Origin of the sequence: Arsukibacterium ikkense, assembly GCF_000987775.1 — a bacterium.
GTDB lineage: Bacteria > Pseudomonadota > Gammaproteobacteria > Enterobacterales > Alteromonadaceae > Alishewanella > Alishewanella ikkense.
The window spans coordinates 132,796-152,888 of the sequence record NZ_LAHO01000013.1 but is presented as its reverse complement, the minus strand read 5'-3'; the positions used below and the strand labels follow the sequence as shown (position 1 = coordinate 152,888).

Annotated in this window: 18 protein-coding genes; 12 read left to right on the top strand and 6 right to left on the bottom strand. The window is 48.9% G+C overall.

Features of this window, described 5'->3' with window-relative positions; all coding sequences use genetic code 11:
* Positions 1-109: 109 nt before the first annotated feature.
* Positions 110-1,501, bottom strand: a complete 1,392-nt coding sequence (locus WG68_RS13820) for a PhoH family protein (protein WP_046558282.1) — start codon at positions 1,499-1,501, stop codon at positions 110-112.
* 266 nt (positions 1,502-1,767) lie between these two features.
* Here WG68_RS13820 and rapA point away from each other — a divergent pair, with 266 nt between their 5' ends.
* The 5 genes from rapA to WG68_RS13795 all read left to right on the top strand — a co-directional run bounded on the left by rapA (position 1,768) and on the right by WG68_RS13795 (position 7,901).
* On the top strand, positions 1,768-4,677 hold the full coding sequence (gene rapA / locus WG68_RS13815) for an RNA polymerase-associated protein RapA (protein WP_046558323.1): 2,910 nt from the start codon (positions 1,768-1,770) through the stop codon (positions 4,675-4,677).
* Position 4,678: 1 nt separating this feature from the next.
* The gene (locus tag WG68_RS13810; RefSeq protein ID WP_046558281.1) at positions 4,679-5,335 is read left to right on the top strand and encodes an RluA family pseudouridine synthase; all 657 of its coding nucleotides are present in this window, start codon (positions 4,679-4,681) and stop codon (positions 5,333-5,335) included.
* Between the two features lie 200 nt (positions 5,336-5,535).
* Entirely contained in the window at positions 5,536-6,612 is a 1,077-nt protein-coding gene (locus tag WG68_RS13805; RefSeq protein ID WP_046558280.1) for an OmpA family protein, read from the top strand.
* 108 nt (positions 6,613-6,720) lie between these two features.
* Positions 6,721-7,086 carry a hypothetical protein gene (locus WG68_RS13800; RefSeq protein ID WP_235357740.1) on the top strand — a complete coding sequence of 122 codons (366 nt, stop codon included), beginning with the start codon at positions 6,721-6,723 and terminating at the stop codon, positions 7,084-7,086.
* A 35-nt stretch (positions 7,087-7,121) separates the two neighbouring features.
* On the top strand, positions 7,122-7,901 hold the full coding sequence (locus WG68_RS13795) for a DUF3530 family protein (protein WP_083981895.1): 780 nt from the start codon (positions 7,122-7,124) through the stop codon (positions 7,899-7,901).
* 3 nt (positions 7,902-7,904) lie between these two features.
* Here WG68_RS13795 and djlA read toward each other — a convergent pair whose 3' ends face one another.
* The gene (gene djlA / locus WG68_RS13790; protein WP_052749106.1) at positions 7,905-8,684 is read right to left on the bottom strand and encodes a co-chaperone DjlA; all 780 of its coding nucleotides are present in this window, start codon (positions 8,682-8,684) and stop codon (positions 7,905-7,907) included.
* Positions 8,685-8,855: 171 nt separating this feature from the next.
* Between djlA and WG68_RS13785 the strand changes: the two genes are divergently transcribed.
* From WG68_RS13785 to WG68_RS13755, 7 genes are all read left to right on the top strand, one after another.
* On the top strand, positions 8,856-11,114 hold the full coding sequence (locus WG68_RS13785; RefSeq protein ID WP_046558278.1) for an LPS-assembly protein LptD: 2,259 nt from the start codon (positions 8,856-8,858) through the stop codon (positions 11,112-11,114).
* Between the two features lie 11 nt (positions 11,115-11,125).
* The gene (surA, locus tag WG68_RS13780) at positions 11,126-12,415 is read left to right on the top strand and encodes a peptidylprolyl isomerase SurA (protein ID WP_046558277.1); all 1,290 of its coding nucleotides are present in this window, start codon (positions 11,126-11,128) and stop codon (positions 12,413-12,415) included.
* Entirely contained in the window at positions 12,416-13,399 is a 984-nt protein-coding gene (gene pdxA, locus WG68_RS13775; protein ID WP_046558276.1) for a 4-hydroxythreonine-4-phosphate dehydrogenase PdxA, read from the top strand.
* Positions 13,400-13,402: 3 nt separating this feature from the next.
* Positions 13,403-14,218 carry a 16S rRNA (adenine(1518)-N(6)/adenine(1519)-N(6))-dimethyltransferase RsmA gene (rsmA, locus tag WG68_RS13770; RefSeq protein ID WP_046558275.1) on the top strand — a complete coding sequence of 272 codons (816 nt, stop codon included), beginning with the start codon at positions 13,403-13,405 and terminating at the stop codon, positions 14,216-14,218.
* Positions 14,211-14,588 carry a Co2+/Mg2+ efflux protein ApaG gene (gene apaG, locus WG68_RS13765; RefSeq protein WP_046558274.1) on the top strand — a complete coding sequence of 126 codons (378 nt, stop codon included), beginning with the start codon at positions 14,211-14,213 and terminating at the stop codon, positions 14,586-14,588. Before rsmA ends, apaG begins: the two co-directional genes overlap by 8 nt.
* A complete protein-coding gene (locus WG68_RS13760; protein ID WP_046558273.1) occupies positions 14,588-15,400 on the top strand; it encodes a symmetrical bis(5'-nucleosyl)-tetraphosphatase in 813 nt (270 codons plus the stop codon). The genes apaG and WG68_RS13760 overlap by 1 nt, the downstream gene beginning before the upstream one ends.
* Before the next feature lie 93 nt (positions 15,401-15,493).
* A complete protein-coding gene (locus tag WG68_RS13755) occupies positions 15,494-17,506 on the top strand; it encodes a methyl-accepting chemotaxis protein (RefSeq protein ID WP_046558272.1) in 2,013 nt (670 codons plus the stop codon).
* Positions 17,507-17,580: 74 nt separating this feature from the next.
* Here the strand turns inward: WG68_RS13755 and WG68_RS13750 are convergent, their stop codons facing one another.
* From WG68_RS13750 to rpmA, 4 genes are all read right to left on the bottom strand, one after another.
* Positions 17,581-17,961 carry a DUF3718 domain-containing protein gene (locus WG68_RS13750; protein WP_046558271.1) on the bottom strand — a complete coding sequence of 127 codons (381 nt, stop codon included), beginning with the start codon at positions 17,959-17,961 and terminating at the stop codon, positions 17,581-17,583.
* A gap of 63 nt (positions 17,962-18,024) precedes the next feature.
* Entirely contained in the window at positions 18,025-18,525 is a 501-nt protein-coding gene (gene folA, locus WG68_RS13745) for a type 3 dihydrofolate reductase (protein WP_083981894.1), read from the bottom strand.
* Positions 18,526-18,533: 8 nt separating this feature from the next.
* The gene (cgtA, locus tag WG68_RS13740; protein ID WP_046558270.1) at positions 18,534-19,694 is read right to left on the bottom strand and encodes an Obg family GTPase CgtA; all 1,161 of its coding nucleotides are present in this window, start codon (positions 19,692-19,694) and stop codon (positions 18,534-18,536) included.
* 132 nt (positions 19,695-19,826) lie between these two features.
* Positions 19,827-20,084 carry a 50S ribosomal protein L27 gene (rpmA, locus tag WG68_RS13735; protein ID WP_046558269.1) on the bottom strand — a complete coding sequence of 86 codons (258 nt, stop codon included), beginning with the start codon at positions 20,082-20,084 and terminating at the stop codon, positions 19,827-19,829.
* Positions 20,085-20,093 lie beyond the last annotated feature (9 nt).

The following is a 20,093-nucleotide window of genomic DNA, read 5'->3' as shown; positions in this document are numbered from 1 at the left end:
GACATGCAACTCCTTTGCACTGCGCTTTTTTTGTTTGGCAAATCCTAGACTATTTTTAGCGATAAGCAAACAACAGCAGCCCGCTTTTTTGCCGGCTGCTGCCTGCAACCTACAGATTGGCCTCAGCAAAAGACGCCAGCCTGCTGCGAACAACACCATTGAGGTTAATGGTGGTGCTGCCTTCAAAGTTTTTAAACCGCTCAACAATATAGGTTAAACCTGAGGTTACCGCGGTCAGATAATTACTGTCAATTTGCGACAAATTGCCAGAACAAATCAATTTTGTTCCTTCACCACAGCGGGTAATAATAGTTTTTAACTGTGCCGCACTGAGGTTTTGGCACTCATCCAGAATAACAATGGCGTTCTGAATGCTGCGACCCCGCATAAAGTTAACCGACTTGAACTGGATATTGGCTTTTTCCATGATGTAATTAACACTGGCGTGCGGATGCTCATCGGTTTTATGCAGCACTTCTAATGAATCGGTAATCGCCGCTAACCAGGGTGCCATTTTCTCTTCCTCGGTACCAGGCAAAAAGCCTATTGATTCAGCAATTTCCGGAGTATTTCTGGTAACGATAACTTTGTCATACTGGCCCTTTTCTATTACCAGCTCCAGTGCTGCAGCCAGTGCAATCAGTGTCTTACCGCAACCGGCTGGTCCGGTCAGGATAACCAGGTCCATTTGTGGATCGAGCAGCGCTTGCATGGCCATCGCCTGATAGATATTCTTCGGGTGAATACCCCAGGCATGCCGATGCATCAGCCGCTCATAACCAAAGTCGAGAATCTTAATTTCCTGCTCAGTAACCGCCAGCACCCGGCCGGCAAAGGTTTCAGCTTCATCTATCAGGTATTCATTGATGTAAGCATTGGGTAATAATTTGCGACTGACATAATGCACCGTGTCACGGCCTTCATTTTCACTGCGACACTCGCCAATCTGGCTCCAGAATTCGCCACTGAATTTGAAATAGCCTTTATATAAAAAGCGCACGTCGTCAATCAGCTGATCGGTACGATAATCTTCTACTTGTTTCAAACCGGCGCCTTTGGCTTTCAGGCGCATATTGATATCTTTGGTCACCAGTATGACTTTTACCGGGCCTTTTTCGCGCTGCAGATACAAGGCCGTATTAATAATTAAATGATCGTTCTCGCCACCAGGTAAACCGGGGATTTCATCTTTAATATGGTGGTCGTTAATAATAAACAGATGGCCACCGCCTAACTGTTCATTCTGACGGGGTAAAGCGACCCCTTGCAGCATTTGCTCGGGAGAGGCGTCGCGCAAGATATCTTCCAGCGCACGGATAGCAACCCTGGCATCCCGGCTGACGTCTTTATTACGGTCTTTAATGTGGTCCAGCTCTTCGAGTACCGTCATCGGGATAACGACATCGTGTTCTTCAAAGTTTAAAAAGGCGAAGGGTTCATGCAGCAGAATATTCGTGTCTAATACATAGATTTTTTTCTCTTTGCTTTTTTTTCGCGCCATACGCAGCTCCTTCAAACGAGACAAGATTAACCTGTTGCCAGAGTTACCGGTTCCAGCTCAGGCTTGCTTCACTAAGCATAGTGCAACTATGCCGCTTAGCGCTGAATAATCGAATAAAATGGTAAACTGACAGCCAAACCACTGTGCGGCACTATAATGACAGCAGCATGACAAACAATTAACGCTAAAATAAAACGCCATGGCAGATGCAGTTTTTTCGATTTACTAGTACCATGGCGCCCCGATTTTATGATGGTAGCCGTAATATGAATTTTGCTTTGGGACAACGCTGGATCAGCGATACAGAATCAGACCTGGGTCTAGGTACTTTGGTCGCTATCGAGGGTCGGATGTTGACAGTGTTGTTTCCTGCTACTGGCGAAACCCGCCAATATGCGCAGGCGGAAGCTCCCCTGACCCGGGTGACCTTTAATATTGGTGACGAAATAAAAAGTGCTGACGGTTTCAGTCTGCTGGTCACTGCCATTGCAGAATCGCATAGTAATTTGGTATACAGCGGCACTCGTACCGATAATGGTGAGAAAACTGAGCTAAAAGAAACCTTTCTGGATCATTTTATCAGCTTCAATAAGCCGCAGGATCGTTTGTTTGCCGGTCAAATTGACCGCTTTGATCATTTTACCCTGCGCTATCAAGCCTGGCAGCAGCAACATCGTTTACAGCAAAGCGCCTTACGCGGCTTGCAAGGCGCGCGGATGAGCCTGATCCCGCATCAGCTTTATATTGCTGAGGAAGTAGCCAGCAGGCACGCACCGAGGGTGCTGCTGGCGGATGAAGTGGGTCTGGGTAAAACGATTGAAGCCGGCCTGATTATTCACCAGCAGCTGCTGTGTGGCCTCGCCAGCAGAGTACTGATCGTGGTGCCGGAATCATTGCAACATCAGTGGCTGGTCGAAATGCTACGTCGCTTTAACCTGCATTTTTCGGTTTTTGACGAAGAGCGTTGCCAGCAGTCGCAATTGGATGTCAGCAACCCGTTTGACACGGCGCAGCTGGTACTCTGTAGTCTGGAGTTTATCAGCAGCAACAAACAATGGCTGGAGCAGGCACAAAGCAGCGACTGGGATTTACTGGTAGTAGATGAAGCGCATCATCTGGCCTGGTCAGCCGAACATGCCAGCAAGGAATATCGCTGCATTGAAAGCCTGGCCCAGGACACCGCCGGCGTCATTTTACTGACAGCAACCCCGGATCAGCTGGGCCACCAAAGTCATTTTGCCCGCTTGCGCTTACTAGACCCAGACCGGTTCTTTGATTATCAGGCCTTTGTCGATGAAGAACAGCGTTACCAACAGATTGCCAACACCGCCAACCAGCTGCTCAGTGCAACAGCACTATCAGCGACACTGGCAGAGGAGCTGCGACAGCTAATCAGCGACGCCGATATCAGCACCGAACTGACGTTATTGTCGCAGTCCGGCCAAACCGATGCCGCAGCACAGGCCAGACAACAATTATTAGCCAAACTACTGGATCGCCATGGCACCGGCCGGATTCTATTTCGCAACAGCCGTGCCAGTATCAAGGGGTTTCCGTTGCGTCATGCCTTGCCGGTTGCGCTGGCGATGCCAGAGCAATACCAGAATGCTCTCAAAGTGCATCACAACCTGAATAAAAACAGCCCGGTGGCAGCACGGGTCCAGGCGAATTTGTTTCCCGAGCAGGTTTTTCAGGCGTTTGAAGGCAGCGCCAGTCAATGGTGGCAGTTTGATCCCCGTATCGATTATTTAACCACCTTACTTAAACAACATAAACCGGCTAAATTCCTGGTGATCTGCGCCGCCGCAGCCACAGCCCTGGCATTAGAAGAAGCACTGAGGCAAAAAGAGGGGATCCGGGCTGCAGTATTTCATGAAGGCATGTCTATCATGGAACGTGACAAAGCCGCAGCTTATTTTTCGCAAGAGGATTACAGTGCTCAGGTATTGGTTTGTTCTGAAATTGGCAGCGAAGGGCGTAATTTTCAGTTTGCCCGGCATTTGGTGTTGTTTGATTTACCATTGAATCCGGATTTACTGGAACAGCGGATTGGCCGGCTGGACCGGATAGGCCAGCAACATGATATTCAAATTCATATTCCATATTTTGATAACAGTGCGCAGCAGGTATTATTGAACTGGTATCAGCAAAGCCTGAATGCGTTTGCGCATACCTGCCAGACCGGCCGGGTTGTCTATGAGCAGGATGCACCCGCCTTGCTGGCGTTACTCTCTGCCTCTCAGCCTGATACAGCGGCGGAAGCGCAGCTGATAACGCAGAGCCAACAGCGGCATCAGCAGTTGCAACAACAACTGGAACAAGGCCGTGACAAACTACTGGAACTGAATTCTGCTGGTGGCGAGCGGGCCCGGTTACTGGCTGCAGACATTGCTAAAATGGATGCCGATGTCCAGCTGCCGATGTTTATGTTTCAAGCCTGGGATTTGTTGGGTGTGAATCAGGAAGACCGCTCTGACACCAGTATGGTACTGACTCCGGCCGAGCACTTGCGCTGCGCATACCCGGGTCTGGCAGACGAAGGCGTTACCGTGACCTTTGATCGCAACACCGCCCTGGCGCAGGAAGATATTCAGTTTCTAAGCTGGGATCACCCGATGGTTACCGGCACCCTGGATATTTTGTTAAATGATAATTTAGGCAACACCGGGGTCGCTTTGCTGCCCAACAAAGCCTTACCTGTGGGTAGTTACTTTATTGAGTTAATTTATATCGTCGAGGTAAGCGCCCCCGCCGGGCTGCAGATTGGCCGTTATTTGCCCAGCACGCCTGTCAGGCTGCTGGTAGATAAAACAGGCAAAGATTTAGCCGCCAAAGTGCCCTTTGATCACTTTAACCGCCAGCTTAAACCGGTTGGCAGACAAACGGCAAGTAAATTGGTTAACGCCTTGCAAACACTGATTCACCCGTTATTAGGCAATTGCGAAACGGCAGCTCTGCAGCAACTGGCGGAACTGCGTCAGGCTGCACTGCATAAAATGCAGCATAGCCTGACGCAAGAACAACAACGGCTGACGGCGCTCAGACAAGTTAATCCGTTAATCCGTGCGCAGGAAATTGACATGCTGGCCAGTCAGCAGCAACAGCTAACTGACTATATTGGCAAAGCGCGCTTAAAGCTGGATGCCTTGCGGGTTATCGTGGTGAGCCACGACTAGAATGAGCCTATTTCATTACCAGCCCCCCCTGCAGCCCTACCTTGATATTATTTATCAGGATAACGACATTCTGGTGATGAATAAGCCCAGTGGCTTGTTATCAGTGCCGGGCAAAGCGGAACAGCATCGTGACAGCCTGGAGTACCGGGTGAAACTGGTGTATCCCACTGCCCGCATCGTCCATCGGCTGGATATGGCCACCTCAGGCGTGATGGTGCTGGCGCTGCATGCCGACGCCCAGCGTCAGCTTAACCGCCAGTTTCAATTGCGTCAGACAGAAAAAGAATACATTGCCCGGGTAGCCGGCCGGGTTGCAGCCGACAGCGGCACCATTTGCTTACCCCTAATTTGCGACTGGCCAAACCGGCCTAAACAAATGGTGTGTTATCAACGAGGTAAAGCGTCGGTTACCCACTACCAGGTGCTGAGCCGCGACGAGCAAAGCAGTCGGTTAGCCTTAACGCCGGTTACCGGCCGCTCACATCAGCTGCGCGTACATATGCAGATGCTTGGCCATGCCATTCTAGGTGATAAATTTTATGCCGACCCGACAAGCCTGGCTGCAGCAGACAGATTGCAGTTGCATGCTGCAACATTATCGTTGCAACATCCTGCCAGCGGCGAAACGCGTTTTTTCTCTGTAAAGTGCCCTTTTTGACTTCTTTTTACAAATATTAACCCCATATTCAGTTAACTGGTTTATGATGCACATAATAACGGGTTGCTAAATAACAAATTATTGTACTATTTTTATAAAACAAATTTAAAATAGAACAAATTGTAATAAAGATTGCAAAACTATAGTGGGGCAAAACTGTACCTGCCGTTGCTTTGCTGGATGAATCTAAGGAGAAATGGATGAAATACAAATTAACTGCTCTTGCTGTGCTGGCCGCGCTGCCGTTTATCAGCACCCAGGCATTTGCCCAGTCACCCTCTGCCGCTGAATTAGAAGGCAAAGTTTTTGGTTCACTGTTTGGTGAATATTACTGGTCACATGAAAACAAATCACTATCTGCTGCCTGGGACAATGTTGAACATGGCCTGGGTATTGGTGCTGAATTAGGCTACCGGGTAAACCAAACCTGGGGTGTGCGGGTTGAATATGCCAGACAGCGTCTGGACTCATTAGCCGGTGGCAAAGTAGGTAATGATCGTTTTGGTGTGGATGCGATGTATCATCTTACCAATTCGAATTTTTATATTGTGGGTGGCTGGAAACATTATGAAGGTAATGTTGCCTCCGACGCGTTAAACCTTGGCGTAGGTTACCGTCACTTTCTGAGCAATGATATGGCATTGTATGCTGAAGCGAATCGCTACGAAGGTATCAATAACGGCTCATGGTATGACGCAGGTATTAAACTTGGTGCCACTTGGATCTTTGGTGCTGCAGCTGCCCCGGCGCCAACTCCGGCTCCTGCTCCTGCTCCGGCACCGGCTCAACCTGTTGCAGTAGCAGACAGTGACGGTGATGGCGTACCAGATAATATTGATCGCTGCCCTAACACGCCAGCGGCACATAAAGTGGATGCGCAGGGTTGTACTGTGTTCACTGAAGAGATGCAGCGGGTTGGTGATGTTGATATCGAAGTGAAATTTGGTTTTGACTCAGCGGCAGTTTCAGCGGATCAGCAAGCTGAAGTGATTCAGTTAGCCGCCTTTATGAAACGCTTCCCGGAATCTAAAGTCGTGATTGAAGGTCATGCGTCGAACATCGGTAATCCGGCTTACAACATGCGCTTATCAGAGCGTCGGGCAAAATCTGTTGCGGACATTCTGACCAGTCAGGGTGTAGAAGCATCTAGAATTACCTCAGTAGGTTACGGTGTAACACGGTTACGGGTACAAGGTAACACGCCAGCCGCTCATGCCGCCAACCAGCGGATTGAAGCCAAAGTAACGGCAAAAGTAAAAGAGCCTGTATTGCGTTAATTTTCTTAGGCTTAACAAAAAAACCGCCAGCTCTGGCGGTTTTTTTATTGCCGCAGCGTATGCTTCCTGCTAGTTTTAGTCGGTTAACAGCCGTTTGAGGAAGTCAAAATGTCTATGCACGCTATAAGTCGTTACTGTGCCCTGGCAACAGTATTAGCCTGTATTACCTTTACTGCACAAGCAGAGCAAGCCGCAACCTTGCTGCAAGCCGCTCATGTTTGCACAGATGAAAGTGAAACGCAGCGGCTTGCTATTAACGAACAACTACGCGAAATGGCCAAAGCGCTGGCTGAATTTAAACCCACTACCTTTTGTTTTATTATGCAACCATCAATAGCCATTGTGCTGCTGGAGCAGGGCGAAAGTTATGTTAAATTCAGTCATGACACTAAAATCATGTATACCTTTCCAGAATATGTGCATGCAGATAATGATGCTAACGTTTTTGCCGGTTTAGCCGATAACACCCCATAACAGGGCTGAGCTTATGCAAGCTAAGGTTGAGCGAGATGCGACGTTTACTAATTGGCACTTTGCTAATGATGATGACTCTGCAAGCAAGTATCACGGCAGCTCAGGGTTTACCAAGCCGCCAGCAATTATGGCAACAGGATTTACAGCGGCAGTTGCAGGCAACTGAACTGACTGAGCTAACCAGCGATAACGGCAGCTTTATGGCATTGCAGCGCGAAGCACTGACCAGCTTCACTAAAGGGACCGCCATTTTAGTGCCTGACTGGAGTGAACACGCGGCAAGCCCCAATCAGCTGGATGCGTTGCGTCAGCAGCTCAATGACTATGGCTGGCACACACTGGCTATAATGCCACCTAATGCCGCGATCTTTGAACAAGACCCCGCCGCCTCTGATTATCCGCAACAGCTGGCCGAGCGCTTACTGGCAGCGACACAGCAGGCTGAACAACAACCCGGCAATATAATTGTTATCGCCAAGGGCAGCAGTGCCGCCGTGCTTAACCAGCTTTATGCCGAAGAGCAATTGGTGGCACCTGCCGCTTTTGTGATGTTGGGTGCTTATCTTGCAGACCACAATTTAAACCGTGACTTAGCCAGCCATATTGCCAGACAACGTATCGCTACCCTGGATATCAGTCATCAGCGCGATAACAGATTCGCCACTGCAAACCTGAAACTCAGACAACAGCTCGTTCAGCGCCACCTAAAAGCCCAATACCGTCAGCGCCAGCTAACCGGCACGTTTTATGATGCCGATGTTCATGCCTGGGTGTTAAAAGAAATTACCGGCTGGCTGCATAGTATTGGCTTGTAGCTACTATCTGTTTTTAAGTAGCTCATACGCCGCCAGGATCTCCTGGGTGCGCCGCTTAGCAACATCCAGCATTGCCGCTGGCACCCCTTTAGCCATCAGTTTATCGGGATGATGTTGCGCCATCAGTTTACGATAAGCCCGCTTTAATTCTTTCTCTGAACAAGCGGCGCTGACCCCCAGCACTTTGTAAGCATCCTGCACGGCATTGGCGGCAGGCTTTTTACTGTCTCGCTGATTAAACCGTTGCTGCGCCCGGTGGGCGGCCAATAACTGCTCTAACTGCAAACGCGATATTGCCAGCTGCTGTGCAACCTGTTGTAGTAATAGATATTGCTCGTTGCTCATCGGGCCATCGGCATTGGCAATACCGAGCTGGATTTCAATAAAATACTGCAGCACATCGGCCTGACGCCGGTAGTGCTGATAAAATTCCTGTAACTGAGCCATTAACGGGAAATTGCTGGCTTTACCATCCCGAAACGCTGCCTGCGCTTCTTGTTGTTGCCGCTCATTTAAACCCAGCTGATCCATAAAATGCCTGGCCTGCCGGATATGGCCTGTGGTCACCACGCCAGTGGCTTTAGCAATATGGCCCATAGTCGCAAAGGTGCTGTACATAAACAGCTCTTGCTGGTCATCCTGCTCCTGAAACAGACCACGAAATCTCGCCAGATTTGCTGCCATTTTTATGTCAAACAAGTGCCCCAACAACAAGCCGACCAATAAACCAGGCAGCCGCAATAACGCCAATCCGAACAACGCACCAAGAATTTTACCCCACAAAGCCACATCCTCATTGCATGAACACCCTAACAACTGCTGTTGCCGCCTGTCTTAGTTGCGTGACAACAGTAAAACCGCACTATATCGGATTAGCAGGAAATCTAAAATTGATTTATCATAGCGGGCTGAGTATATCGCGATACACAATAAATCTGGGGTAGAGAAGACTGGATGAAAGTATGGTTTAGTGGGATAGCTATCACATGGTTGTTAAGTTGTCAGCTGCAAGCCAGTGAACCGGTGATCCAGATGTGTTACCAGCCACTGACCCAGCCGGCCGTGTTAAAAAGCTTAGACCCGGCTAATAACACTGTTCAGATCAGCTCCGACTCTGCTGACTTAAGTGGTAATCAAACTGCGCTGTTCAATGGTAATGTCGAGATAATTCATCGGGACACCTTGCTAACTGCTCCCAGTGCCCGCTTCAGTCGCAACGAGCAACGTATTTTTGCTGACGGCGGTATCGAGTATTTCGATAGTAGCTTAAAGGTTTCTGCCCGTGAGTTTAGCGCCGACACTCTGAATAGTCAGGCGCAGATTGGCGGCGCCCATTATCAGTTTATCGCACAGGCGGGCCGTGGTTACGCTGATACCCTGCTAGCCAGCCCGCAGCGCATTAACCTCAATCAAGCCTTGTTTACTACCTGCCCGCTGGACGACAACAGTTGGGCATTGCACGCCAGTGATATTAATATTAACGCCGGTGAAGGCTGGGGTTCTGCCCGCCACGCCGTGTTTAAAATCAGAGATATACCTGTACTCTACTTGCCCTATCTGACGTTTCCGGTGAACGAACAACGCAAAACAGGCTTACTATTACCCAAAGTGGCCAGTTCTCAGCTGTCGGGGCTGGAATTTGAATTACCCTACTATATTAATCTGGCAGAAAACTACGACCTTACCCTGACCCCGCGTTACATGAGTAAACGGGGTACTCAGCTCAAATCAGAGTTTCGTTATCTGACGCCGGCTCATCAGGGTATCCTGCAACTGGAATACCTTAATTCCGACAATGACAAACCGGCCGACTTAGGCAGTCGCTACCTCGGCCATCTGAGCCATCGCTCGGATTTTACGGCTAACTGGCGTGGCTACATAGATTTTACTGACGTCAGTGACGATGCCTATCTCACTGAACTGGGTTCCGACTACACCAACCAAAGCGATACCCAATTATATCGTGAAGCCACTCTGGCCCATTACGGCGAACGGGTTAACAGCCAAATAAGATTGCAAGGTTTTGAAATTCTTGGTAATTTCACCGACGCCTATAAAGCCTTACCTGAAGTAAGGTTGAGCTCAGCCAGACCCATGCCGATCATCAGCGCAGTTGAACTGGACTGGCAAGCAAGTTACGCCCATTTTAGCAACGATAGTGCCCTGATAAGCTCCGCTAACCGGCTGCACCTGGAACCCACCCTGCGGCTGCCATTTGTCACACCAGCCCTGGAATTCAGTGCCGAAGCCAGCATGCTTTATACCTACTATCAACAAGACAGCAACCTGGATGCAGCCGATATTACCGCCAATGTGCAGCGCGCGTTGCCGAAAATCAGGCTCTATAGTCGCTTAAACCTTGAACGCGAATATGATTGGTTTGGCGAGCCGGCGCTACAAACTTTTGAGCCGCAAATCCAGTATCTGTACATTCCGTATCGTCAGCAAAATCAGATTGGTTTATATGATACCACCCGGCTGCAAGACGACTATTATGGTTTGTTCCGGCAAAATCGTTTTTCCGGAATAGACCGGATAAACGAAGCAAATCAGCTTACTGTAGGCTGGACCACCCGTTTTTATGATAACGTTGACAACGAGTTATTCCGCTTCAGCCTGGGGCAGATTTTCTTTCTGGAAGATCCCACCACCACCGCGGATAATCTTACCGACAACCTGACAGCAACCGATTCTATGCTGGCCAGCGAATTGATCTGGCACTGGTACCGCAGATGGTATTTCAGCGCAGCCAGCCAATATGATATTGAGGGTAAGCAACTAATAAAGAGTAATGCCAGCCTCGACTACCGCGGCAGCGAGAATACGTTACTGCAATTGAACCATCGTTACAGTCGGGCGGTCTCAGGTTTGGAAATCCAGCAACTGGGGGTACTTGGCGCAGTACCCGTGGCAAAAAATTGGCAGTTGATTGCCAGTTACTATCGTGATGTGACAAATCATCGTATGATAGATGCCAATGTTGGTGTGCAATACGAGTCCTGCTGCTGGGCAGTCAGGCTGGTCGCCAGAAGACACATTCGGGTCAATCTTGATACCAGCATTGACAATGCCTTGCAATTTGGTGAGCTCGACAGCAGCCTCAGTCTGCAATTTGTGTTAAAAGGTTTCGGCGATAAAGCAGGTTTTGGCGTATCGGACATGTTGTCTAATGGCATATTTGGCTACCGCCGGCCGTATTTACTAACTAATTAGTGTAGGAATTTATGAAGTTACAGCAAGTTATCTGTCTGGCTTTTATCGGCTGCCTGAGTATTGCCAGTGTGGCAGCTGAAAAAGAGATCGATCGGATTGCCGCTATTGTTGACAACAGTGTTGTCTTAAAAAGCGACATTGATGACGTGGTGAACCGGGTTAAACGCAATGCGCAGGCACAGGGACAAACCTTACCATCGGATCAGGCTCTGCGTACCCAGGCCACTGAGCGTTTAATTTTAACCAGTTTACAACTGCAATTGGCTCAGCGCATGGGGTTGCAAATCAGTGATGCCCAGCTGGACGATACCATCCGCAATATTGCCCGGGGTGAAAACCTTAGCCTGGAAGCTTTCCGACGTCAGGTTGAAGCCGAAGAAGGAGATTATGAGCGCTTCAGAGAAAAATTACGGGAAGAAATCATCACCGGCGAAGTGGTTCGTGGCAACGTACAGCGGCGGATATACATCAGCCCGCAAGAAGTCGATAGCCTGTTAAGACTGATGGAAGAGCAAGGTGCCGTTAGTGAAGAATATAATTTGGGCCATATTCTGATTGCACTGCCCAGCCAGGCCACATCGGAAGAGATTAATGATGTGAAAGATCGTGCAGATAAAGTCATGGAACTGCTGCAAAGCGGCAGTGATTTTCGACGCATAGCTATTGCATCCTCATCTGGCGCTAAAGCCTTGGAAGGTGGTGAGCTTGGCTTTATGAATATCAACGAAATGCCAACCTTATTTGCTGAAAGCATTCGTGATAAGAAAAAAGGCGACTTGATTGGTCCAATTCGTTCTGGTGCCGGCTTTCACATTCTCACCATATTTGATATCCGGGGTGAAAACGTAGCGGAAATCCAGGAAGTACATTCCCGTCATATTTTGATTAAACCGTCCATTATTGTTAGCGAGGAACGGGCCCGTAGCAGGTTGGCTGAATTCGTCACCCAGATACGGGCTGGTGAGGCCGACTTTGCTGCATTAGCTAAAGCTCACTCTGAAGATCCCGGTTCAAAAATGAATGGTGGCGACCTGGGTTGGAGTGAACCGCAGGTGTTCGTGCCGGCGTTTCGGGATACGCTGCTCCGCTTAGCGCCTAACGACATTAGCGAGCCTTTCCGCACTGAGCATGGTTGGCATATTGCCCAGGTACTGGCTAAACGAGTGGTGGATGCTACCGCTGATAAAAAGCGCGAACAGGTTTACCGGATGATTTATAATCGCCGTTTTAATGAAGAGTCTGCCAATTTTCTGAAGGAAATTCGGGATGAAGCCTTCATTGACGTCTTGCCGGAGAGTTAAATGACCTTGCGCATTGCCATAACGCCGGGCGAGCCTGCTGGTATCGGCCCTGATCTGGTGGTGGCACTGTCCCGCCAGGCATGGCCTGTTGAACTGGTAGTCTGTGGCAATGCAACTTTGTTAAGTCAACGGGCTGCGCTGCTTGGTATACCATTGCAATTAAAACCTTATGACAGCCAGGCGCCAGCGGTGCCACAGGCAGCAGGCAGTCTGACTGTGGCTGACTTTCCTCTGTCCGAACCGGTAACAGCCGGTCAGCTTAACGTTGCCAATGGCCAGTATGTGGTCGATACGCTACGATTTGCAGGCGAGCGGGCTATTAGCAAAGAATTCAGCGCTATTGTTACCGGCCCGGTACATAAAGGCATTATAAATAAAGCCGGCATTCCGTTTAGTGGGCACACCGAATTTTTTGCTCATCAGTCAAACACACCCTATGTTGTGATGATGCTGGCAACGGAAGGCTTACGAGTGGCACTTGCCACTACCCATATTCCGCTGGCCTATGTTGCCAAAGCCATTACCCGGGACAGACTGCTCAAAGTCATCACTATTCTGCATCAGGATTTACAACAAAAGTTTGCCATTAGCAAGCCACGAATTTATGTTTGTGGTTTAAACCCGCATGCCGGGGAAGATGGTCACTTAGGCCGGGAAGAGCTGGATGTAATAAGTCCGACTCTGGACGAATTGCGCGCTGAGGGCATCGACTTAGTCGGGCCTTTACCTGCAGACACCTTATTCCAGCCGAAATATCTGAACGATGCCGATGCAGTATTGGCCATGTATCATGATCAAGGCTTACCCGTGCTTAAATATAAAGGTTTTGGCCGCTCGGTAAATATCAGTCTGGGCTTACCTTTGATCCGCACATCGGTTGATCATGGCACAGCCTTAGATTTGGCTGCCAGCGGTAAAGCCGATCCCGGCAGTTTATTTCACGCCTTACAACAAGCTATTATTCTGGCGCAACAAGCGAATTAATTTATGACAGACAATGTTCATCAGGGCCACCGTGCCCGCAAGCGTTTTGGCCAGAACTTTTTACATGATCCGCATGTTATCGGCCGTATTGTTAAAGCCATAGCACCTAAACCCAGCGATATACTGGTTGAAATTGGCCCGGGCTTAGGTGCGTTGACTGAGCCGGTTGCTGATGCGGCAGGGCATTTAATTGTGGTCGAACTGGACCGCGATTTAGCCGGACGCTTACAACAGCACCCCACTTTAGCGGACAAACTCACCGTATATCAGGCTGACGCGATGAAATTTGATTTCGCGGCATTGTTAAAGCCTGGCCAGAAACTGAAAATATTCGGTAATTTACCCTACAATATTTCTACCCCGCTGTTATTTCATCTGTTTGAATTTGCTGATCACATCAACAACATGCATTTTATGCTGCAAAAAGAAGTGGTACAGCGCATGACTGCCAGCCACGGCAGTAAAACTTTCGGCCGTTTAAGTGTGATGACCCAATATTACTGTGAGGCCATTCCGGTAGTTGAAGTAGGCCCGGGTGCTTTTAAACCTGCGCCAAAAGTGGACTCTGCCGTCGTGCGATTGATACCCTACCTGATCGCAGACCGTGCCAAGGTTGATCCGGCGGTATTAAACCGGGTGTGTCTGGAGGCCTTTAATCAACGCCGAAAGACTTTGCGTAATGGCTTTAGTAATTTTGCCACGGCCGAGCAAATCAGTGCGCTCGGTATTGACCCGTCAATCAGGCCGGAACAATTACCGGTCAGCGGTTTTGTGAAAGTAGCACAGTGGCTGGCAGAACAGGAACAACAAGATGAGTGAGTCATTTGATATTCAGGTAAAGGTAGACAACTTTTATTTAGGTGCGCAATCGGATCCAGCCAGTGACCGCTATGTATTTGCTTACACTATCACCATTGAGAACCACAGCGCTGAACAAGTGAAATTACTAAAACGCTATTGGTTAATTACCGATGCTAATGGTAAACAAGCCGAAGTGTTTGGCGATGGCGTGGTTGGCGAGCAACCCGTGCTGGCGCCGGGTGCAAGTTATAGCTATACCAGCGGCGCGGTGCTGGAAACGCCGGTAGGCACCATGCAGGGGCATTATGAAATGCTAAGCAGCTCGCAGCAGCCATTTAAAGCTGCTATTCCGGTTTTTCGTCTGGCTACGCCTAATATTCTGAACTGATGGCAACCTATGTGATCGGCGATCTGCAAGGGTGCATGGACGCCTTAGAGCGGCTGCTGCGGCATATCAATTTTGATCCTCAACATGACCAGCTATGGTTTTGTGGTGATCTGATTGCCAGAGGCCCGGACTCATTGGCTACCTTAAACTTCGTTAAAACCCTGGGCGACCAGGCCAGATGCGTATTGGGTAACCATGATTTGCACTTTTTGGCCAGCCAGTTCGGCTTCAGTAAAATCAAAGCTGCCGATAAGCTGGCCGCCCTGCAGCAAGCGTCAAATCTGCCGCAGCTGGTTGATTGGCTGTTACAACAACCGTTAATTTATCAAAGCCCTGATCATCGCCAATTGATGGTGCATGCCGGCCTGGCGCCAGAATGGTCGGTGCCCGAGGCAATAGCTGCTGCAGACGCCGTAAGCCAGCAATTAAAACGTCAGCCTGAGCAAATATTTGCTATTATGTACGGCGATATACCAAGTCGGTGGCAAGACGCTGCATCAGAGCAGCAGCAATGGCGCTTTACCATTAATGCTTGTACCAGAATGCGCTTTTGTCAGCCAGACGGCTCGCTGAGTTTGCAAGAAAAAGGCAGCCCGCTGCAACAAAATAGCCTGGTGCCCTGGTATGAATTCTGGCGCACTAAACCGCACCCTGAACTTTTTTTTGGTCACTGGGCTGCATTGAACGGGTATAGTCCGGTACAGGATATACATGCGTTGGATACAGGCTGTGTCTGGGGCAATACCCTCACGGCTTATTGCATTGAACGCCAGCAACGCTACAGTGTTGCTGGTAATAAAAAATCAGATTAATCCCAGCAAAACCGGATCTACCGGGTCCAGTCTTGTTAAGCGGGAAATCTTAAGCTAAGGTGCTTATATAATGCACATAAAGTCGGAGTTATTATGAAGTTAACCGTAGCTTTACGGGTCATGGGCGGCTTTGCCATCATTTCTCTGTTGTTGCTGATCATCGGTGTTACTGCTTATGTCAGTTTAAACAACATCAGCAATGCCACCACTGAAGTAAACGAAGTTTCTATTCCCGCGCTGGAAAACACTGCCTTAATGGAAATTGAGTTTCTGACGATGAGCCGGGCCAGCTTACAAGGCTTTTATGCTGACACTCTGGAACGAAGCAACGCCGTTAATCAGCGTTTTAAACAACATCAGACGGAGTACGATAAAGCAGCAGCAAATTTGCGCCAGGTTATTGATACACAACCCGCGTTAACCGCTGCTTCAGAGCAGGCTAACGAAACCTACCGTAAATTCATTGAAACCAGCCTTGATCTGCAACGCAGGCTTGATAGTAATATCCGGTTGCGTACAACTATAACGAATAATATTGCAGAACTTGAAGCTAACGCCGATGACTTAGCCTCGTTGATTCTTGATTTCACTGATATTCGCGACGTCCAGCGCCGCTTCCCAAACGCATATCAGGCAGCAACCCAAATTGAAACGGGTATCAATACCCTGATTAATAATGTTATTGACTTAAACCGCACCGAAACTGATACCACCGTCGCCACCGTCAGCAACGAAATCACTTTTCGCTTAGCGGAGCTAAGGCAGCAAGCTGGCACTATTCAGGGTGAAGCTGGTAATGCAGCAGCAATGACTGCAGATATTGCTGAAAAAGTACAACAAATTGCCAGCTTCCTGGAAGGTAATAACGGTATTCCAGCATTGAAAGTACAGTTATTGGCAGGTGTATCAGATGCACAAGCGCAACTGGATACCGCTAATCAGTTAACGCAAACCGGCCTGGAAAGATTAAAAGGCTTACTTAACCTGACAAGTAGCGCGGCCGCAGACATTGGCCAGAATGCAGTATCAGGGGTTAATAACGCTATCACCACCATTTTCATAGTCGTGGTGATTTCTATTTTACTCTCTGTCTTTATTGCAACCGTCACGGTCAGACGTATTGTCAGGCCGCTGGCTGAAGTAAATAGTATGCTGGGCATTGTCGCCTCCGGCGATTTAACTAAGACGTTAGACGCCTCAGCCAAAGACGAGTTTGGTGAATTGGCCCGTAACGTCAATAAAGTCGTAGGTAACCTGCAACAATTGATCCAGGGCATTATTTCCCGCTCAACCCAGTTAGCAGCGGCCTCCGAACAAACCTCTGCCATTACAGTGCAAACTACTCAAGCCATTCGCGAGCAAAAATCACAAGTAACTCAAGCGGCTACTGCCACTACTGAAATGAGTAGTACATCGCAAGGTGTATTGCAGAGCTCAAATGATGCCCTGGCTGAAATTAAAAATGCTGATAAAGAAGCGGAACGGGTGAAAGGCATTTCGCTTGAGAATAAGAGCACTATTATTCAGCTGTCAAAAGAAGTGGAACAAGCCTCTGTTGTCATCAATAAGCTACACAAAGACAGTGCTTCTATTGGTAGCATTCTGGACGTTATCCGCGGCATTGCCGAGCAAACCAACTTGCTGGCCCTTAATGCCGCGATTGAAGCCGCTCGTGCCGGTGAACAAGGCCGTGGTTTTGCAGTAGTGGCTGATGAAGTTCGCTCGCTTGCCAGTAAAACTCAGGCATCCACTCAGGAAATTCAGGCAATGATCCAGGTGCTGCAATCAGGGGCTCAGGCTGCTGTTGAAGCGATGAATAAGGGTAAAAAACAAGCTGAGAATTGTGTAACGCAAACTGAGGTTGCAACCTCAGCGCTGGATTCAATTACGCATGCGGTACATTTAGCACATGATATGAGTGAACAGATATCCAGTGCAGCCAGAGAGCAGAATCAGGTATCAAATGAAATCAGTCAATTGTTGGAATCGATAGTCGCTATTGCTGAAGAAACCGCATCGGGCGCAGAGCAGACATCTGATTCAAGCCACGAGGTGGCCAGGCTTGCAGAAGAGTTGCGGCAATCGGTGGAGCAATTCCGGGTATAATTGCTCAACTTACACGAATAAAAAAATCCGCTTTTAAAGCGGATTTTTTTTCTCTTGTTAGCGTCAGTCTGGAACTAGTCGCCGGCACCAGCACGGTCTTTTAACGCGGCTAACAGCGGTGAATCGGCAAAGCCATTGCTTTCTGCCCAGGCGATATCGCCAGAGTCAGCAATCTGCGAGCCCGGCAATTGCCGCGCGATAAACTCACCAACATCAGGCGCATTACTTCTGAATGCATGCCGGATTAATGGCTCACCATTGCAAACAACGCCATCATAAATATTGCGCAAACGTAGCCGGTAGTCACTGAGTACTTTACGTAAACGGTTTCTATCGTTCGCTGCCACATAGTCACACATGGAAGCCGCCAATTGCTGATCTGCTACAGCAGCCGGCGACATGACTACAGCGGCACTTAATGCTGCTGCGCATAATAGGGTGGGCACCAATCTCATTTACTACTCCTCAGCTGGGACGATAATAAGCATCTTAGCAACATGTTACAAGCTGTGCAAACGCTACGATTCGGTCGGCTTGCGCTCCAGGGTAATAAAGCGGTAAGCGTAGGGGTTTGCTGCATCTGCAGGACACTGCTGTTCACTAGTAACTTGCCAGCTGCCAACGGAATGATAATCAGGAAAATAGGCATCTCCAGCGGCCTGTAAGTCTATTTCAGTTAAATAGAGCGTACTGGCCAGCGGCAAACATTGGCGATATATCTCGCCACCGCCAATCACCATCACTTCGGCGCAGTCATTGGTAGCAGCAAGCGCTTGCTCTACGCTGCTGAACCACTCAACCCCCTGCTGCTCTGCCGGGGTCGTCCGGCTCACCACCAGATTGCGCCGGCCAGGCAATGGCCGGCCGATAGATTGAAAGGTTTTACGGCCCATCAAAACCGGTTTACCCAACGTAATTGCTTTAAAATGCTTTAAATCGGCGGGTAAATGCCAGGGCATTTTATTATCTTTACCAATAACCCTGCCATGCGCCATAGCGGCGACCATTGCAATTTTCATACTCTACCCTAGCGCTGATAAATAACTTCAACATCATAGTCATCATCATCAAAATCGTCGTCATCATCCAGATCGTCAACCAGTTCGCTGGCAGCGTCGTCATGATAATCGTCCCACTTGAAATGCACCGGATCAGCCACTTCAGACTCTTCTTGTTCTGCAGGTAACTCTTCAATATAGCTCAGAATGTCCGCAGCCAGTCGTTCGGTATTAGTGCGCCCTGCGGCAGAAATTTTAAAAACCGGGCCCTGCCAGTCCAGTGCCGTGGTTACCTCAGCAATCGTCTGCTCAAGTTCATCATCCAGCACTAAATCCAGCTTATTAAATACCAGCCAGCGTGGCTTAGCCGCCAACTTCTTACTGTATTTATGCAACTCCTGAATGATCGTTTTGGCATTTTCAGCCGGATCAGAGCCATCAGCAGGTAACACGTCAATCACGTGCAGCAATAAGCGGCAGCGCTCAAGATGTTTTAAAAACTGAATGCCTAAACCTGCCCCCTCAGCGGCACCCTCTATCAGCCCCGGAATATCAGCAATCACAAAAGAGCGATGCGCTTCAACCCGGACCACGCCCAGGTTGGGTACCAGGGTGGTAAAGGGATAATCCGCTACCTTGGGCTTGGCAGCTGACACCGAACGGATTAGCGTTGATTTACCTGCGTTAGGTAAACCTAGCAGGCCGACATCGGCCAGTAATAATAATTCCAAGCGCAAATTACGCAGCTCACCAGGGGTGCCGTTAGTTTTTTTGCGTGGAGCACGGTTAGTACTACTGGCAAAACGGGCATTACCTAAGCCGTGCCAGCCACCTTTAGCCACCATCAGGCGCTGGCCATTAGTTGTTAAATCACCGATAACCTCGTCGGTGTCAATATCTACCGCCCGCGTGCCAACAGGAACCCGCAGTTCTAAATCACTGCCACGTTTACCCGTACAGTTCACGCTGCCACCATTCTGGCCCCGCTCTGCGCTATGGTATTTTTCAAATTGAAAATCGACCAGGGTATTGAGGTTTTCATCAGCAACCAGGTACACGTCACCGCCATCTCCGCCATCGCCACCGTTGGGGCCACCTTTAGAGATAAATTTTTCGCGTAAAAAACTGATAATACCATTGCCGCCATCGCCGGCTTCAACCCGGATTATCGCTTCATCTACAAACTTCATGTGTTGTGTCCTGATCCACTATCAAAAACATAGGCAAGTGCCGCAGCCACTAAGTATAACCTATGTCGTTGTGAGGGGAGAAAATTTATAAAAAAACCCCGCACCAGGCGGGGTTTTTTCAATATATAGTATTTATTCGTTAACGATGCTAACGAATCTACGGTTGTACTCACCTTTCACTTCAAACTTCACTTTACCTTCGGTTAAAGCGAATAAAGTGTGGTCTTTACCGATGCCTACATTGCTGCCGGCGTGGAACTTAGTACCACGTTGACGCACAATGATGCTACCAGCTAATACCGACTCACCACCAAAACGCTTAACACCTAAACGTTTAGATTCTGAATCGCGACCGTTACGAGTGCTACCTACACCTTTTTTACTTGCCATGTGTCGATA

What these genes read in the sequence shown, in the direction of transcription:
- WG68_RS13820 (WP_046558282.1), bottom strand. Translation starts at nt 1,501, where the DNA reads ATGGCGCGAAAAAAAAGCAAAGAGAAAAAAATCTATGTATTAGACACG.
- rapA (WP_046558323.1), top strand. Translation starts at nt 1,768, where the DNA reads ATGAATTTTGCTTTGGGACAACGCTGGATCAGCGATACAGAATCAGAC.
- WG68_RS13810 (WP_046558281.1), top strand. Translation starts at nt 4,679, where the DNA reads ATGAGCCTATTTCATTACCAGCCCCCCCTGCAGCCCTACCTTGATATT.
- WG68_RS13805 (WP_046558280.1), top strand. Translation starts at nt 5,536, where the DNA reads ATGAAATACAAATTAACTGCTCTTGCTGTGCTGGCCGCGCTGCCGTTT.
- WG68_RS13800 (WP_235357740.1), top strand. Translation starts at nt 6,721, where the DNA reads ATGTCTATGCACGCTATAAGTCGTTACTGTGCCCTGGCAACAGTATTA.
- WG68_RS13795 (WP_083981895.1), top strand. Translation starts at nt 7,122, where the DNA reads ATGCGACGTTTACTAATTGGCACTTTGCTAATGATGATGACTCTGCAA.
- WG68_RS13785 (WP_046558278.1), top strand. Translation starts at nt 8,856, where the DNA reads ATGAAAGTATGGTTTAGTGGGATAGCTATCACATGGTTGTTAAGTTGT.
- surA (WP_046558277.1), top strand. Translation starts at nt 11,126, where the DNA reads ATGAAGTTACAGCAAGTTATCTGTCTGGCTTTTATCGGCTGCCTGAGT.
- pdxA (WP_046558276.1), top strand. Translation starts at nt 12,416, where the DNA reads ATGACCTTGCGCATTGCCATAACGCCGGGCGAGCCTGCTGGTATCGGC.
- rsmA (WP_046558275.1), top strand. Translation starts at nt 13,403, where the DNA reads ATGACAGACAATGTTCATCAGGGCCACCGTGCCCGCAAGCGTTTTGGC.
- apaG (WP_046558274.1), top strand. Translation starts at nt 14,211, where the DNA reads ATGAGTGAGTCATTTGATATTCAGGTAAAGGTAGACAACTTTTATTTA.
- WG68_RS13760 (WP_046558273.1), top strand. Translation starts at nt 14,588, where the DNA reads ATGGCAACCTATGTGATCGGCGATCTGCAAGGGTGCATGGACGCCTTA.
- WG68_RS13755 (WP_046558272.1), top strand. Translation starts at nt 15,494, where the DNA reads ATGAAGTTAACCGTAGCTTTACGGGTCATGGGCGGCTTTGCCATCATT.
- WG68_RS13750 (WP_046558271.1), bottom strand. Translation starts at nt 17,961, where the DNA reads ATGAGATTGGTGCCCACCCTATTATGCGCAGCAGCATTAAGTGCCGCT.
- folA (WP_083981894.1), bottom strand. Translation starts at nt 18,525, where the DNA reads ATGAAAATTGCAATGGTCGCCGCTATGGCGCATGGCAGGGTTATTGGT.
- cgtA (WP_046558270.1), bottom strand. Translation starts at nt 19,694, where the DNA reads ATGAAGTTTGTAGATGAAGCGATAATCCGGGTTGAAGCCGGCGATGGC.
- rpmA (WP_046558269.1), bottom strand. Translation starts at nt 20,084, where the DNA reads ATGGCAAGTAAAAAAGGTGTAGGTAGCACTCGTAACGGTCGCGATTCA.